At 57.1% G+C, this 15192-nt stretch carries 14 protein-coding genes and 2 tRNA genes; 6 read left to right on the top strand and 10 right to left on the bottom strand.

Annotated elements, in window-relative coordinates; all coding sequences use genetic code 11:
• The first annotated feature begins 158 nt into the window (after positions 1-158).
• Complete coding sequence (locus NW211_RS04255) at positions 159-1496, top strand: cytidylate kinase family protein (protein WP_258327033.1); 1338 nt, start codon at positions 159-161, stop codon at positions 1494-1496.
• A 177-nt stretch (positions 1497-1673) separates the two neighbouring features.
• Here NW211_RS04255 and NW211_RS04260 read toward each other — a convergent pair.
• The 10 genes from NW211_RS04260 to prmC form a co-directional block, all read right to left on the bottom strand.
• Positions 1674-1757 (bottom strand) — tRNA-Leu (locus tag NW211_RS04260).
• Between the two features lie 5 nt (positions 1758-1762).
• Positions 1763-1838 (bottom strand) — tRNA-Gly (locus tag NW211_RS04265).
• 141 nt (positions 1839-1979) lie between these two features.
• Positions 1980-2465 (bottom strand): hypothetical protein, encoded by a 486-nt coding sequence (locus NW211_RS04270; protein ID WP_258327034.1) that lies wholly within the window; start codon positions 2463-2465, stop codon positions 1980-1982.
• Positions 2462-3454 (bottom strand): aldo/keto reductase, encoded by a 993-nt coding sequence (locus NW211_RS04275; RefSeq protein ID WP_258327035.1) that lies wholly within the window; start codon positions 3452-3454, stop codon positions 2462-2464. The genes NW211_RS04270 and NW211_RS04275 overlap by 4 nt, the downstream gene beginning before the upstream one ends.
• A gap of 4 nt (positions 3455-3458) precedes the next feature.
• The gene (argH, locus tag NW211_RS04280) at positions 3459-4808 is read right to left on the bottom strand and encodes an argininosuccinate lyase (RefSeq protein WP_258327036.1); all 1350 of its coding nucleotides are present in this window, start codon (positions 4806-4808) and stop codon (positions 3459-3461) included.
• Between the two features lie 54 nt (positions 4809-4862).
• Positions 4863-5294, bottom strand: a complete 432-nt coding sequence (locus NW211_RS04285; protein ID WP_258327037.1) for an SRPBCC family protein — start codon at positions 5292-5294, stop codon at positions 4863-4865.
• Positions 5291-5944, bottom strand: coding sequence for an orotate phosphoribosyltransferase (pyrE, locus tag NW211_RS04290; protein WP_087408301.1), 654 nt, complete (start codon positions 5942-5944; stop codon positions 5291-5293). Before pyrE ends, NW211_RS04285 begins: the two co-directional genes overlap by 4 nt.
• An 87-nt stretch (positions 5945-6031) precedes the next feature.
• Positions 6032-6727, bottom strand: a complete 696-nt coding sequence (locus NW211_RS04295; protein ID WP_087408302.1) for a ComF family protein — start codon at positions 6725-6727, stop codon at positions 6032-6034.
• On the bottom strand, positions 6724-7191 hold the full coding sequence (locus NW211_RS04300) for a regulatory protein RecX (RefSeq protein WP_258327038.1): 468 nt from the start codon (positions 7189-7191) through the stop codon (positions 6724-6726). The genes NW211_RS04295 and NW211_RS04300 overlap by 4 nt, the downstream gene beginning before the upstream one ends.
• Positions 7184-8044, bottom strand: coding sequence for a peptide chain release factor N(5)-glutamine methyltransferase (gene prmC / locus NW211_RS04305; RefSeq protein WP_258327039.1), 861 nt, complete (start codon positions 8042-8044; stop codon positions 7184-7186). The genes NW211_RS04300 and prmC overlap by 8 nt, the downstream gene beginning before the upstream one ends.
• Positions 8045-8161: 117 nt before the next feature.
• Between prmC and ribD the strand changes: the two genes are divergently transcribed.
• The 5 genes from ribD to NW211_RS04330 all read left to right on the top strand — a co-directional run bounded on the left by ribD (position 8162) and on the right by NW211_RS04330 (position 15169).
• Positions 8162-9214, top strand: coding sequence for a bifunctional diaminohydroxyphosphoribosylaminopyrimidine deaminase/5-amino-6-(5-phosphoribosylamino)uracil reductase RibD (gene ribD / locus NW211_RS04310; RefSeq protein ID WP_258327040.1), 1053 nt, complete (start codon positions 8162-8164; stop codon positions 9212-9214).
• Positions 9215-9501: 287 nt separating this feature from the next.
• The gene (locus tag NW211_RS04315) at positions 9502-10995 is read left to right on the top strand and encodes a DUF6242 domain-containing protein (protein ID WP_258327041.1); all 1494 of its coding nucleotides are present in this window, start codon (positions 9502-9504) and stop codon (positions 10993-10995) included.
• A gap of 86 nt (positions 10996-11081) precedes the next feature.
• On the top strand, positions 11082-11756 hold the full coding sequence (locus tag NW211_RS04320) for a porin family protein (protein ID WP_258327042.1): 675 nt from the start codon (positions 11082-11084) through the stop codon (positions 11754-11756).
• 5 nt (positions 11757-11761) lie between these two features.
• Complete coding sequence (locus tag NW211_RS04325; protein WP_087408308.1) at positions 11762-12499, top strand: isoprenyl transferase; 738 nt, start codon at positions 11762-11764, stop codon at positions 12497-12499.
• A 33-nt stretch (positions 12500-12532) separates the two neighbouring features.
• Positions 12533-15169 (top strand): outer membrane protein assembly factor, encoded by a 2637-nt coding sequence (locus NW211_RS04330; protein WP_258327043.1) that lies wholly within the window; start codon positions 12533-12535, stop codon positions 15167-15169.
• Positions 15170-15192 lie beyond the last annotated feature (23 nt).

Consider the following 15192-nt stretch of genomic DNA (forward strand, 5'->3'; position numbering starts at 1 on the left):
TTTGAGGGTAAAGATTTAGGTTATTTGTAAAAAATATCATTTCGAGCAGGATCTCGGCCCTTCGCCGCAAGTATAAATAAGTTTAAAGACCGGGTAAGAGCCAGCCGGTTAAGCCGGTTTTTGCGTAATTTTGCAGTTGTTTTGAAATATTACCAATTATGAACGGGAAGAGGAGTAAGGCAGAGTGGCTGCGGCGCTATGCCAGTTTTGTAGTTATTCTTTTTGTAATCGCTTTCGGTACCTCCTTGTCTATACGGGCCAACCTGGGCTCGTCGCCTATATCGGCTCCCCCCTATATCTTGTCGTTGGTCCCGGGAGTGAACCTGACGATGGGGCAGCTCACCATCTGCATGCACGTGTTTTTCATCACCATTCAGATTCTGTTGCTGCGCCGTAATTTCGAGGCCCGGCAGTATACCCAGATTCTGGTCTCTTTCCTGTTCGGATTCTATACCGACCTCACGATGTGGTTGACCGGTTTCCTGCAAATCCCCTTCGACATCAACCCCATGATAGGTTATCCCTTGCGATTCATCGAGCTGCTCATCGGTGGTGCCGTGTTGGCATTCGGCATTGCGTGCGAGGTGCGTTGCGACTCGCTGATGCTGGCCGGTGAGGGGCTGCCGCTGGCCATATCGAAGTTTCTGAAAAAGGATTTCGGCAAGGTGAAGATCTGTTCCGATACTTCGCTGGTGCTCATCGGTACGATATTCATGTTCATCTTCTTCGGTCGCTGGAGCTGGGAGATGGTTGGTGTAGGTACACTCGTCTCGATGTTTTACGTGGGCTTTATGGTTCGGGTATTCGCCCCGCACATCGGGTGGCTCGACCGCATCTTTATCCCCAAGGCCGAACGGCAGGCTGCTGCGATTGTGGCTGCCGACGAGTGGAGCGGCAACCGCATCATCACCATCGCCCGCATGTATGGCAGTGGGGGCAATGCCGTGGGCGAGGCTGTTGCCCACCGGTTGGGCTGCCCCTGTTACAACCGGCAGATTATAGACCAGACGGCCCGGGAGATGGGCTACTCGACCGACTTTGTGGCCCAGACCGAGCAGAATCTCCCCACCAGCCGCCTGTGGGAGTTGATATTTGCCGATAGCGGTATACCCGCCTCGATGAACCCCTCGAAGGACGATGCCATCTATGTGAACCAGAGCCGTACCATCCGTGAACTGGCTCATAAGGGCGAGTGTGTCATCATCGGCCGGTTGGGCAACTGGATTCTCCGCGACGACCCGCACGTGCTGCGTGTCTTCATCACCTCGGGCCGAGACTTTGCCGTGAAGCAGCTGGTCGACAAACTCCATATTTCGCCCGAAGAGGCTGCCCGTAAAATCGAGCGGGTGAATACCGGTCGGGCCAATCACTACTGGCACTACACCGGCAAACAGTGGACCGATATTGCCGGCTACGACTTGGTAATCAATATCGAACGTACCGGCATCGATGGAGCCGTGGATATGATTCTGCGTGCTTTCAAGAATGTGAAGTAGGGGAGGGTCTAGTAAATATCTCTTCGCTTTTGATACTTGTGCAATCTGTTTTTTTGATTGTAAGGGAGTCTTCTGTATCGGTTACGGAAGGAGATTCCTTTTGTTTTGTTACACCCCTTTGGCTACCTGAAAAAAATAAATAGAGCTGAAAATCAAATGATTAACAGCTCTATGCAGTACCCGAAGGGGGACTTGAACCCCCACAGCCGCAATGGCCAAAGGATTTTAAGTCCTTCGTGTCTACCATTCCACCATTCGGGCAGCCTTGGAGCGAAAAACGGGACTCGAACCCGCGACCCCAACCTTGGCAAGGTTGTGCTCTACCAACTGAGCTATTTTCGCAAATGCGATTGCAAAGATAAAATGCTTTTTTGGTTCTGCAAAATTACGACTCGAAAATCTGTTCCCGTCCGACATTCCCCGTGTGGTGAGGTGACCCGGCCTCACAAGCGAAGTCCGGGCGCACTGTACCGGGTGTGCAGGTTAGCGGAAGATGAGCTGCCCGCCGGCGGTACCGTAGGGAGCTATCTGGTAGCTTTGCAAGAAGTAGCGACCGTCTTTGGCGGCGCCGGTCATGGGGCCGCCGGTCGAGATGTCGTAGGTAGAGCCGCACTTGGGGCAACGCAGGCAGAAGTTGTCTTCGTCGAACTCGATGCGGATGTTGGGATTGATTTCGACAGGGCAGCAGAGGTCGTAGACGAAGGGGATGGCGTGCTCGTTGGTCACGAGCATGAGTCCTCCGTAGCCGGTAGCCGAGGAGAGGTTGTAGGGAAATCCGGCGGGGAGTTTCTGGCTGAGGATAAAGCGGCGGTGTATGAAACTGCCGCTTACGCCATACTGGTCCCACATGGCCTGGCTGGCAAACTCGACCCGCACGGCTGCGGCGGGTATGCGGTCGCGGTCGCCTCCGTCGCAGGCAACGGCGGCCAAGGCGAGCAGGAGCAGGAGTATGTGTTGCAATCGTTTCATTTCAGTATCTCCTCTATCATTTCGGTTTCGGTGTCCGTGAGCGACAGGGCCGTGGTGGCGTGCAGGTTGTCCTTCAACTGGTCGAGGTTGCGGGCGCCCACGATTACGGTGCTCACCTCGCTTTGGCGCAATACCCAGGCGAGGGCCAGTTGCGAGAGGGTTTGTCCCCGCTGGTCGGCTATCGCTTTCAGCCGGGCCACGCGAGCTATCTTTTCGGGGGTGACATCGGTTGTCTTCAGATACCCTTCGGGGCGGGCGGCACGCGAGTCGGCCGGGATGCCGTTCAGGTATTTGCCGGTGAGTATGCCTTGGGCCAGCGGCGAGAAGGCTACGACGCCTATACCTTTGGAGGCGCAGAGTTGCAGGTGATGCTCCTCGACGTGGCGGTCGAACATGTTGTAGCGGTCCTGATAAGCCAGGCAGGGTACACCGGCGGTGTGCAGGTAGTTGAGGGCATAGAGCAGCTTGTCGATGGGGTATTTCGAGAGCCCGATGTAGAGCGCTTTGCCCTGGCGCACGATGTCGACGAGGGCCTGCATGGTCTCGTCGATGGGGGTAACCCCGTCGTAGCGGTGGCTGTAGAAGAGGTCGACGTAGTCGAGCCCCATTCGTTGCAGACTCTGGTCGATGCTGGCCATGAGGTTCTTGCGCGAGCTGTTGCCTCCATAGGGGCCGGGCCACATGTCGTGACCGGCTTTCGAGGTGATGAACATCTCGTCGCGGTGGGCGGCGAAGCACTGCTTCATCATGCGGCCGAAATTGGCCTCGGCGCTGCCGGCGGGCGGTCCGTAGTTGTTGGCCAGATCGAAGTGGCAAATGCCATGGTCGAAGGCATATTTGACCATCTCGAGTTGGGTGGTATACGAGTCGATGTGACCGAAGTTGTGCCAGAATCCGAGCGAGATGACGGGCAGTTGTATGCCGCTGTTTCCGCAACGGCGATAAATCATGCCGTTGGTGTAGCGGTCGGGTTGCGGTTGGTAATCCATAGGCCTATGAGTTTTGGCGACCGAGAAGCCGGGCTTCGGCCTCCTGGGCGCGAGCGAAGTCGAAACTGGCGACCGTCTGCTGCATGAGGGCGGTGATGCGGTCGTTGCACAAGTTGCCCATGCTGCCTTCGTGGGTGTGGACGATGTGCTTGTCGGGGGTGAAGTGCCCGGCCTCGATCTCGAGCCCCACCTGCTTGTAGGCATCGCGAAAGGGGACACCGGCCTGTACGCGGCGGTTCACCTCCTCGACGCTGAACATGAGGTTGTAGCGCGGGTCGTCGACGATGTGGGTGTTGACCTCGATTTGCGACATCATCTGGTTGACCATGTGCAGGCAGTCGTCCAGTTCGTCGAAGGCGGGGAGGAACAACTCCTTGATGATTTGCAGGTCGCGGAAGTAGCCCGAAGGCAAGTTGTTGGCTATGAGTGTAATCTGGTAGGGAAGGGCCTGCAGCTTGTTGCATTTGGCCCGGGTCAGTTCGAATACGTCGGGGTTCTTCTTGTGGGGCATGATGCTCGAGCCGGTGGTAAAGGCATCGGGCAGCTTGATGAAGGCGAAGTTTTGCGAGTTGTAGAGGCAGGCGTCGAAGGCCAGTTTGGCCAGCGTCGCCGCTATCGAGGCGATGGCCGAGGCGACGATGCGCTCGGTCTTGCCGCGTCCCATCTGGGCATACACCACGTTGTAGTCCATCGACTCGAATCCCAGCAGGTCGGTGGTGCGGGTGCGGTCGAGGGGGAACGACGAACCATATCCGGCAGCCGACCCCAGCGGGTTGCGGTTGCACACCCGGTAGGCGGCTTGCATGACGATGAGGTCGTCGACCAGGCTCTCGGCGTATGCCGCAAACCAGAGGCCGAACGACGAGGGCATGGCCACCTGCAGGTGGGTGTAGCCCGGCATGAGTACCTGTTTGTACCGTTCGCTTTGGTCGATGAGCGTATTGAACAGCGTCTCTACCCCCTCGACGGTATGTTGCAGCCGGGCCCGGGTGAAGAGCTTGAGGTCGACCAGCACCTGGTCGTTGCGCGAGCGTCCGCTGTGTATCTTCTTGCCCATGTCGCCCAACCGGCGGGTGAGCATCAGCTCGACCTGCGAGTGCACATCCTCGACCCCCTCTTCGATGGTGAATTGCCCCGACTGGGTTTCGGCGTAGATGTGTCGTAACTCGGCGGTCAGCTTCTCCAGCTCGTCGGCCGAGAGGAGCCCGATGGATTGCAGCATGTCGATGTGAGCCAGCGAGCCCAGAATGTCGTAGGGGGCCAGATAGAGGTCCATCTCCCGGTCCCGGCCTACGGTGAATCGCTCTACGTCGTGATTGACCTGTACCGATTTTTCCCAAAGTTTCTGTGCCATTCGAGTTACGTTTTTAAGATTCTACAAATAGATTGCGGGCAGACTACCTCCTGATTATTGCTCGTAGGGGAGCACCACCAGCATGTCGGCCATTTTGTCGACCCCCTCTTGCAAGGGTTTCGACACCATGGGCTTGATGAAGGGGTTGAGGTCGGCCTTGACGGTGACGCGCGACGCGGTTTCGCTCTCGCCGGTGGGTACGAACTGTATCCACAGGTTGAGGGGCAGCGGCGAGTTTTCGGCCTCGAACTTGATGGTCTTGTTGGGCTCCCGGTTTACGATGCGGAAGGTGACCGAGCCGATGGGGCTCACCTCGATCGAGAGGCTGTCGCTGTCGTATCCCGTAATCTTGAGTTTGTTCTGGTTTTCGGGCGCATTCAACACGCTTTGGAAGCGGTCGAGGTTCGAGAGGTCGGAGAGCAGGGCATACACCTTCTCTACGGCGTGGGCAATCCGCACCGTTTTACTTTCGAAACTGCTGGTCATACGGCGGGCGTGTTGTTGGGACCTTGCCAGCTCGAGGGATCTTTGCGCCACTCTTGCAGAGTCTCGAGGTCTTCGGGTTTGATATAGTTGGTCTCGAGAGCCGTCTCGAGCATGGCGTTGTAGTTGCTCAACGTAATCAGTTCTACCTGAGCGGCCTTGAACTTGCGCGTGGCAACGGGGAAGCCGTAGGTGAAGATGGCTACCATACCGATGACTTCGCAGCCGGCGTTGCGGATGGCTTCGACTGCTTTCAGACTGCTGCCGCCGGTCGAGATGAGGTCTTCGATAACGACTACCTTTTGTCCGGGAACCAGGTTACCCTCGATGAGGTTCTCGAGTCCGTGGTCTTTCGGTGCCGAGCGCACATATACATAGGGCAGCCCCAGTGTGTCGGCTACCAGTGCACCTTGGGCAATGGCGCCTGTGGCTACGCCGGCAATGGCATCGGCCGAGCCGAAGTTTTCCATAATAACCCGGCAAAGTTCTACCTTGATGAAACTTCTCACCTCGGGGTAGGAGAGGGTACGGCGGTTATCGGTGTATATGGGTGAATTCCAGCCCGATGCCCATACGAAAGGATTCTCGGGTTGCAGTTTGATGGCTCTGATTTTTAAGAGTTTCTCGGCCAGTAATCGTTCTACCGTTTTCATGACGAATAATATTTAGGATAATCGAAAGACAAAGGTAAGAAAAATAGCAGATAAACGGCCGAATGGAATCTAAAAATATGAAAATATTTACTGCGCGGCAGCCAGGGTGAGGCAACTGATGCGAGGCTCGCCGTGGGCGTGGAGTGCTTGGGCGCAGGCCAAGAGGGTGGCGCCGGTGGTCACCACGTCGTCGACGAGCAGGATGTGGCGGCCGGTCAGGTCGGGAGCCAGCCGGGCGTCGTAGGCCGAGTGGGTGTCGAGCCAGCGGTCGTAGATGCCCTTGCGGGTTTGCGAGTGGGAGTCGCGGGTGTGCTGCAGCCAACGGGTGCAGAGTTCTATGCCGGTGGCGTGTGCCACGCCGCGGGCTATCCATTCGCTCTGGTTGTAGCCCCGGCGGCGCAGTTTGGCGGGATGCAGGGGCACGGGTACCAGTGTGTCGATGCCGTCGAAGAACCGGTGCGGCTGTAACTCGCGGGCAAAGATTTCGCCCAGTACGAGGCCGCACCGTTTGCCGCCGTGGTATTTGATGTGGTGTATCAGTTGCCTCACGTCGCCCGGGGTGGTGAAGTGGAAGAAGGCGGCGCATCGCTCGATGGGAATCTTGCCCAGAAAGAGCTGGGCCATGGGGCTGAGTGGGTCGAGGTGGTAGCCGGTGCGGGGCAGGCGGTGCAGGCAGCCGGTACAGAGCCCCCGCTCGTCGCGGTTCATGGCCCGCAGGCAGACGGGGCAGAGGCGCGGAAAGAAGAGGTCGAGCAGGTCGTCGAGCGGATGGAGCCGTTTCATGGCACGACCTGTTTTAATGCGTTGAAAATAAGTGTTGATTCGAATCCCCGGGAGGTGGCGAAGCGGAAGAGTTTGGCCCGTCGGGCTTCGGGGTCGTCGTCGCGAATCGAGCGCGATTTGGCTTGCAGCAGTTCGAGCAGACGGTCGTTGTACTGCTCCTCGTCGAGGGTGGCGAGGGCGTGGTCTATGTCGCTGCCGTCGATGCGTTTCTGCTGCAGGGCGTAGCGCATCTTGATGCGGCCCCATCCCGAGAAGCGGAATTTGTCTTTGACGAAGGCCACGGCGTAACGTTGCTCGTCGATAAACCGCTCTTGCACGAGCCGGTCGATGATGGTGCGGCTGTCGGCTTCGGTCACGCCCCATCGGGCCAGTTTTTCACGAATGTCGGCCGTGCAGTGTTCGGCCGATGAGCAGAGGGCGGCGGCCCGGTGCAGGGCTTCGGGGGGTGTCAGTATCTTAGCCATGAGCGTGAGGTTTTACGGCCGATGCAAACCGGTCTTTGTCGTAGAGGTCGTGTATGATGCGTATCTGTTCGTAGCCCTGGCGCTCCAGCATGCAGGCGCAGGCGGGGCCCTGAGCCTCGTTGATTTCGAAGTAGAGGCGGCCGCCGGGCGAGAGCAGGGTGAGACCGTCGCGGGCTATCTTGTCGTAGAAGAGCAACGGGGTCTCGTCGGGGACGAAGAGGGCTTCGTGCGGTTCGTAGCCCAGCACGTTTTCGCTCATGGCCCGGCTTTCGCTCCGGCAGATGTAGGGCGGGTTGCTCACGATGAGGTCGAGCGAACCGGGCGTGAGTTGCGAGAGGTCGTAGTGGAGGATGTCGCGCTGGTAGAAGTCGACCGTCACCTGCTGGAGCTCGGCGTTGCGGCGAGCAATCGCCAGGGCCTCGGGCGAGAGTTCCCACGCTTCGACCCGGCATTGGGGCAGCTCCCGAGCCAGGGTGACGGCAATGCAGCCGCTGCCCGTACCCAGGTCGGCGATGCGCAGCGGGCGGCTGCGGTTCTCGTCGATGATGAGGCGCACCAGCTCTTCGGTCTCGGGGCGGGGAATGAGCGCGCCGGGGGCGATGTAGAAGCGGCGGTCGCAAAACCAGGCATAGCCCAGAATGTACTGGATAGGCTCCTGCCGGGCGAGCCGACTGGCTATCTCCTCGATTTTTCGGTGCATATCCTCAGATAAAATCGTATCTTTGCGGAGCAGTATATCGGTAGGGGTATAGTCGCACAGTGCCTCGAAAATCAGCCGGATGAAGCCGTTGATTTCGCCGGGCGGATAGATGCCCTGGAGGGTGTGGCGCAGGAGGTCGATACTCGGTTGCATGTTGACAGTTGTTAGGAACCGAGGCGATACAGACCCGTAAAACCTGCTGCCGATGGCTGCCGTGCCGGGGTGTCGCTGTCTCGGTGTGTGGCAAAGGTAAATAAAAAAGTTCAAGATATGGATAGAGATGTAGATTCTGCTTTCATGCGCCGGTGCCTGCAACTGGCTTCGCTGGGGCGCGGCCATGTGGCTCCCAACCCCATGGTGGGGGCGGTGGTGGTGCACGAGGGGCGCATCATCGGCGAGGGGTATCACCGCTGTTTCGGCAAGCCTCATGCCGAGGTGAACGCCATCGCCTCGGTGGCCTACGAGTCGCTGTTGCCCCAGTCGACCCTGTATGTATCGCTCGAGCCCTGCTCGCATTACGGGAAGACACCGCCCTGTGCCGAACTGATTGTGGCCAAACGCATTCCGCGGGTGGTCGTGGGGTGTCTCGACCCCTTCCCGGCCGTGTCGGGACGAGGTGTTGCCCGGCTGCGCGAGGCGGGTATCGAGGTGGTTACCGGCGTGCTCGAGGCCGAGTGTCTGGCGTTGAACCGTACCTTTATGACCTTTCAGACCCGCCACCGCCCCTTCGTCACCCTCAAGTGGGCGCAGAGCAGCGACGGGTTCATCGACCGGGTGCGTGAGCCGGGTGAACCGGCGGCCCGTATCTCGGACGATGTCTCGTCCGTGTGGGTGCACCGCCTGCGGGCCGAGGCCGACGCTATTCTGGTGGGAACCCGCACGGCCATAGCCGACAACCCTTCGCTCACGACGCGCCTCTGGCCCGGACGTTCGCCACTGCGCATCGTGCTCGACGAGCATGCCCGCGTGCCGGCCGACCGGCAACTCTTTACCGACGGCCTGCCTACGCTCGTGGTGACCGGCCCGGAGACCGACTACCCGGTGCTGCCGTCGTCGGTCGAGGTGGTGCACCTGCCCTTTGGCGAGGCATTGATACCGGCCCTGCTCGACGAGCTATATCGTCGTCGCCTGCAGCATCTCGTAGTCGAGGGTGGGGCTGCTCTGTTACAGTCGTTTATCGACGCGGGCTACTGGGACGAGGCCCGTGTTGAGACCGGCCCCCTCGTGTTGGAGCAGGGTGTGGCCGCCCCGTCGATGGGTCGGCTACCGCAACAGACAGAGTGGTGCGGCCGGGCCCGAATCGAGTGGTACGAAAATAGGTAAAAAGCAACCGTTCACCCGGCGAATCGTGCGGTTTGTCTAAAATTGTGCGTGCGGCCTTGCTGTTTTTGCTATTTTTGTTTCACGGAAACCGGATGCGGTTGGGCATAACAAATTCGAAGTGTTTGCCCATACGTTCACCTTTCGCCATTTTGAACTCGGAAAAGCCTAAGCGACAAGTAGAGGCTTATCCATAAATAATTATAATTATCGGAGTTTGTAGTATGCAAAGAAAAAAATGTTGCTAAATTTGCCGATTGTAACTGCAAACTTGTAACGCATATCAGTTGATGAAGACGCAAAAAATATACTTTTTTCTGTGTATAGCCGCTCTGTTTTTATCTGGCATTTCGTGCAACTCTACCGATGACGAGGAGATAACCTATACCATCTCGGAGAGTGTGCGGGTTACCAGCTTCTCTTTGGCAGCCAACGACTCGGTGTTGGCCAATCTCGATACCGTATTCTTCACCATCGACCTGAACGGTGGGCAGATTTTCAATGCCGACTCCCTGCCGGTGGGTACCGACGTATCGGCCTTGATTGCCAACATTTCGTTCGACAACGTGGCACAGGCAAAAATCATCATGGATCGCGGCGATGCCACCAAAAACGATACCATCGACTATCTGGCTTCGCCTACCGACTCGATTGACTTTACATCGAAGGTGTCGCTGGTAGTGACCGCTCAGAACGGGGTGACCGAGAAGTGGTATTCGCTGAAGGTCAACGTGCATCAGATGGACCCCGACTCGCTCTACTGGAACGCCCCCTTCGGGGTGAAGCCGCTGCCGTGTGGCGAAGGTGTTGCCGTGACGGCGCAGAAGGCGGTCTACTTTAAGGGGAAAGCCTATTCGTTTATCGAGTCCAATTCGACCTGTACCGTATATGCGACCGACGACCCCTATGCCGGCGAGTGGACCTCGCAGCCGTTGAGTGCCTTTACACCCAATGTGCAGTCGGCTCAGGCGACCGACGACGCCCTCTATATGTTGGACCAGAGCGGAGTGCTCTATCGCTCGGAAGATGGTGCGAACTGGACCGCGACGGGCCAGAGTTTCTACTCGCTGGTAGGTTCGTGGAAGTCGCGCGTGCTGGGTGTCGTCCTGGACAACGGGGTCTACAAGCACGACTGTTATCCGCGTCCCGAGGGTTTCACGCCCTATCCCGTACCCGAAAACTTCCCCATCACGGGCAGCAGCCAGATGGTTACCTTTGTGTCGGAGTACGACCTGAATACCCCCCAGTCGATTATGATTGGCGGCCGCACGGCCAACAACAGCCTGACGGGTGCCACCTGGGGCTACGACGGTGAAGCGTGGGCGCAGCTCGCCGGGTCGATAAAGCCCTGCGAGGGAGCGCTGCTCTTCCCCTATTTCACCTTTACGACCAACCAGTATTGGATTACGACCCAATACACCTCGTGGATTGTCATCGGCGGCCGCACGGCCGACGGGGCATCCAACTCGGTATATGTCTCGGTCAACAACGGCAATACGTGGACCGCAGCCCCCGAATCGCTGGCCATGCCCTCCTATATCAATCCGCGGGCCTTTGCCTCGGTGCTGGTCATCGGCTCTGACTTCAGCGCTTCACAGAAGGCATCGCCGCTGTGGCGATTCATGCCCGTGCGTCAGGTAGCCGGCATGGCCACCACGCGAGCCAACGACGATTACAAGATTCCCTACATCTATATCTTTGGTGGAGAAAACAACTCGGGTACCGTCTACAACCAGATATGGCGGGGCGCGATAGGACGCCTGCGGTATCCGCCTATACCTTGATAGCGATGGGGGAGAGTGAACGGGACATATACTTTTCATCGGATTATTCCGTTTTATGTATGTAGGCATGTAAAAATGGCGCGCACATGAAAAGAATAATTCCGATATTAGTGATGTTGATCAGTTGCACGGCCGCCGTGTCGGCACAAGACTACCGCTTCGATGCGGGTCTGGCCGGAGGCATAAGCTGTTATATGGGCGATGCGAACCAAGTGTCGCCGTGGCACCGGCCGGGAGTGGCGGTGAGCGGGGTCTTCCGCTTTTTGCTCAACTACCGGTGGGCTGTCAAGACCGATTTTTCGGCCATGCAGTTTTCGGGCGATACCCGCGACTTCGACAACCGGTTTCCCAACGGGAGCGACTATTCGTTCGAGAGTTGGCAATACCGGTTGGGCGGACAGATAGAGTTCAACTTTTTCAACTACGGAATGGGTTACTCCTATCTGGGTACCAAGCGCCTGTCGCCCTATTTGCTGGCCGGGGCCGGTGTAGGATATTCGACCGTCGAGAGTGGTTACGTGAGTGTCGACGGTTCGTTAGGAGTAGGGGTGAAATACAAGATAGCCCCGCGCTGGAACATAAGTTTGGAGTTTGCCATGCACAAGACGTTGGGCGACAGCTTCGACGGCAAGTCATTGAGCGACCCCTACAATATAAAGAGTAGCGTGCTGAAGAATACCGATTGGTTTTCAACGACGTTGTTTTCGATCACGTATGAATTTGGCCGCAAGAAAGAAATTTGTAACAACGATAATCGTTGAAAAACATGACATACGCAGAGCAGATAAATCGTACTCGTGTGCCTAAGCACATCGCCATTATCATGGACGGCAACGGCCGTTGGGCCAAAGAGCGGGGACTGGATCGCTCGGAGGGCCATCGCAAGGGACTCGACGTAGTCCACGAAATTACCGATGCCGCCGCCGAGGTGGGGGTACAGTACCTTACGCTATATGCCTTCTCGACCGAGAACTGGAACCGGCCGCAAGCCGAGGTCGACGCCCTGATGGCTCTGGTGGTCTTCGGTATCGAACGCGAGACCCCCGGCATGATCGAGAAGGGGGTGCGCCTGTCGGTCATCGGCGACATAGACCGTCTGCCGGCCGACGTCAAAGCCCGTCTGTTGAAGTGTATCAGCGACACCTCGGGCGGGAAACGCATCGTCTTGAATCTGGCTCTCAGCTACTCGTCGCGGTGGGAGATTGCCCGTGCCGCCCGCTGCATTGCCCGGGAGGTCGAGGCCGGTCGTCTGGCTGTCGACGACATCACCGAGACAACCCTCGATCGCTACATGACCACGGCCGACATGCCCAACCCCGATTTGCTCATCCGCACCGGCGGCGAGATACGCCTCAGTAACTTCCTGCTGTGGCAGTTGTCCTATGCCGAGTTCTATTTTACCGAGGAGTATTGGCCCGACTTTACCGGCGAGAGCCTCTACCAGGCCATTGTCGAGTACCAGTCGCGTGAACGTCGGTTCGGCAAAACGAGTGAACAACTATAAATGAAGAATTTGAACTTGAAAATACAGTATAATATGCCTTTAAGGTATCTGGCCGTCTTTTTGACATTGTCTTTGTGTTCATGGGCGGCAATCGCACAGAATGAAGAGAAGCTCGACACGATATACAACCCCAAAGTTGTCTACTCGGCTATTCCGCAGAAATACGAAATTGCCGGTATTACCGTGACCGGTGCACCCAACTACGAGGACTATGTGCTCATCGGTTACTCGGGGCTCGAGGTGGGACAGGTAATCGAGATTCCCGGTAACGCCATTACCGATGCTGCCAAGAAATTCTGGCGGCAGGGCCTCTTCTCCGACGTGGTCATCAAGTTGACCAAGACCTATGGCGACAAGGCGTGGATCGAAATTCAGCTCAAGCAACAGCCGCGTATCTCGCAAATCAATTACCACGGCCTCAAGAAGAGCGAGCGCGAAGATCTGGAGATGCGTCTGGGGCTGGTGAAGGGTAACCAGATTACCCCCAACATTGTCGACCGTGCCACTTCCATCATCAAGAAACATTTCGAGGAGAAGGGCTTCAAGAATGCCGAGGTAAACATCCGGCAGACCGATGACCTCACCCACGAAAACGAGGTAATCGTCGACATCTACATCGACAAGAAAGAGAAAATCAAAGTTCACAAGATATACATCGAGGGCAACCAGGCTCTCTCGGACCGGAAGATCAAGTGGGCTATGAAGAAGACCAACGAGAAGGGCAACCTGCTCCACCTCTTCCGTACCAAGAAATTTGTCGAGGAGAACTACAAAAACGACAAGAACCTCATTATCGAGAAGTACAACGAGCTGGGCTACCGCGATGCAACCATCGTGAGCGACAGCGTGGTACGCTACAACGACAAGACCGTCGACGTCTACCTCACCATCGACGAGGGCGACAAATACTACATCCGCAACATCGACTGGGTGGGCAACACCATCTATCCCTCGGACTACCTCTCGGCCGTGCTGGGCATGAAGCCGGGCGATGTCTATAACCAGAAGATGCTCAACAAGCGGACCATGGAGGACGAAGATGCCGTGGCCAACCTCTACATGGACCGCGGTTACCTCTTCTTCCAGCTGGTGCCCATCGAGGGGAATGTACAGAACGACTCCATCGACCTGGAGATTCGCCTCTTCGAGGGTCCGCAGGCCCGCATCAACAAGGTGGTCATCAACGGTAACGACCGTCTGTACGAGCACGTTATCCGTCGTGAGCTGCGTACCAAGCCGGGCGAACTCTTCAGCAAGTCGGACCTCATGCGTTCGGCCCGTGAGATTGCCCAGACCGGTCACTTCGACCCCGAGACCATGGACATCAAACCCGAGCCCAACGAAGAGAACGGTACGGTAGACCTTATCTACAACCTCGAGTCGAAGGCCAACGACCAGATTGAATTCTCGGCCGGTTGGGGCCAGACGGGTGTAATTGGTAAACTCAGTCTCAAATTCACCAACTTCTCCATCAAGAACCTGTTGAACCCCAAATCGTTCAAGGGTATTATCCCGCAGGGCGACGGACAGACTTTCACCATCAGTGCGCAGACCAATGCCCGCTACTATCAGCAGTACAGCATCTCGTTCTACGACCCCTGGTTCGGTGGCAAGCGTCCTAACTCGTTCCAGTTCTCGGCCTATTACAGCCGCCAGACCGGTATCGAGAGCTCGTTCCTGAGCAATGCCTACAACAGCATCTACAACAATGCGTTGTATGGCGGTTATTATGGAGGTTACGGCAGCTACTACAACAACTATTACAACGACTACTACCAGAATGCCTACGAGAATGCCCTCGACCCCAACAAGTCGTTGCAGATGGTGGGTGTGTCGTTCGGCTTCGGTAAACGGTTGGAGTGGCCCGACGACTACTTCACCTTCATGGCCGAGCTCGGTTACCAGGCCTATATCCTCAAGAACTGGGAGTACCTCTATTACATGCAGAACGGTACGTCGCACAGCTTCACGCTGGGCCTGACCTTGGGACGTAGCTCTATCGACAACCCCATCTACACCCGCCGCGGTTCGCAGTTCACCCTCTCGGCCCAGTTCACGCCGCCCTATTCGCTCTTCTCCAAGACCGACTACAAGAGCCTCTACGAAAGCTCGTCGCGAGCCGACCGCGAGAAACTCTACCGCTGGATCGAGTATTACAAGATCAAGTTCAAGAGCCGTGTGTACACGCCGCTGAACAACTCCGACAAGTATACGCTGGTGCTCATGGGTCGCGCCGACTTCGGTTTGCTGGGTGCCTACAACCGATACAAGCAGACCCCCTTCGAAACCTTCTATGTGGGTGGTGACGGTATGACCGGTTCCTACACCTACGCTACCGAGACTATCGGTTTGAGAGGTTACGACAACGGTTCACTGACGCCTTACTCCGACGGTCGGGCCTACACCCGCTTCTCGATGGAGCTACACTTCCCGTTCCTGTTGCAACCCTCGTCGACCATCTACGGTTTGGCCTTTGTCGAGGGTGGTAACGCCTGGACCCAACTCGAGAATTTCAATCCCTTCTCGCTGAAACGGTCGGCCGGTGTGGGTGTGCGCATCTTCCTGCCGATGATTGGTCTGATGGGTATCGACTGGGCCTACGGTTTCGACAAGGTGCAGGGCGAACGGGGCGGAAGCCACTTCCACTTCATCCTGGGTCAGGAATTTTAATTTGTGAAAAAACAGATATATTT

This window comes from Barnesiella sp. ET7, from assembly GCF_024733785.1.
GTDB classification, from domain to species: Bacteria; Bacteroidota; Bacteroidia; order Bacteroidales; family Barnesiellaceae; genus Barnesiella; species Barnesiella merdigallinarum.

Bases quoted from the DNA above. Each gene is read 5' to 3' on its own strand.
- NW211_RS04255 (WP_258327033.1), top strand. From the start codon at position 159: ATGAACGGGAAGAGGAGTAAGGCAGAGTGGCTGCGGCGCTATGCCAGT.
- NW211_RS04270 (WP_258327034.1), bottom strand. From the start codon at position 2,465: ATGAAACGATTGCAACACATACTCCTGCTCCTGCTCGCCTTGGCCGCC.
- NW211_RS04275 (WP_258327035.1), bottom strand. From the start codon at position 3,454: ATGGATTACCAACCGCAACCCGACCGCTACACCAACGGCATGATTTAT.
- argH (WP_258327036.1), bottom strand. From the start codon at position 4,808: ATGGCACAGAAACTTTGGGAAAAATCGGTACAGGTCAATCACGACGTA.
- NW211_RS04285 (WP_258327037.1), bottom strand. From the start codon at position 5,294: ATGACCAGCAGTTTCGAAAGTAAAACGGTGCGGATTGCCCACGCCGTA.
- pyrE (WP_087408301.1), bottom strand. From the start codon at position 5,944: ATGAAAACGGTAGAACGATTACTGGCCGAGAAACTCTTAAAAATCAGA.
- NW211_RS04295 (WP_087408302.1), bottom strand. From the start codon at position 6,727: ATGAAACGGCTCCATCCGCTCGACGACCTGCTCGACCTCTTCTTTCCG.
- NW211_RS04300 (WP_258327038.1), bottom strand. From the start codon at position 7,191: ATGGCTAAGATACTGACACCCCCCGAAGCCCTGCACCGGGCCGCCGCC.
- prmC (WP_258327039.1), bottom strand. From the start codon at position 8,044: ATGCAACCGAGTATCGACCTCCTGCGCCACACCCTCCAGGGCATCTAT.
- ribD (WP_258327040.1), top strand. From the start codon at position 8,162: ATGGATAGAGATGTAGATTCTGCTTTCATGCGCCGGTGCCTGCAACTG.
- NW211_RS04315 (WP_258327041.1), top strand. From the start codon at position 9,502: ATGAAGACGCAAAAAATATACTTTTTTCTGTGTATAGCCGCTCTGTTT.
- NW211_RS04320 (WP_258327042.1), top strand. From the start codon at position 11,082: ATGAAAAGAATAATTCCGATATTAGTGATGTTGATCAGTTGCACGGCC.
- NW211_RS04325 (WP_087408308.1), top strand. From the start codon at position 11,762: ATGACATACGCAGAGCAGATAAATCGTACTCGTGTGCCTAAGCACATC.
- NW211_RS04330 (WP_258327043.1), top strand. From the start codon at position 12,533: ATGCCTTTAAGGTATCTGGCCGTCTTTTTGACATTGTCTTTGTGTTCA.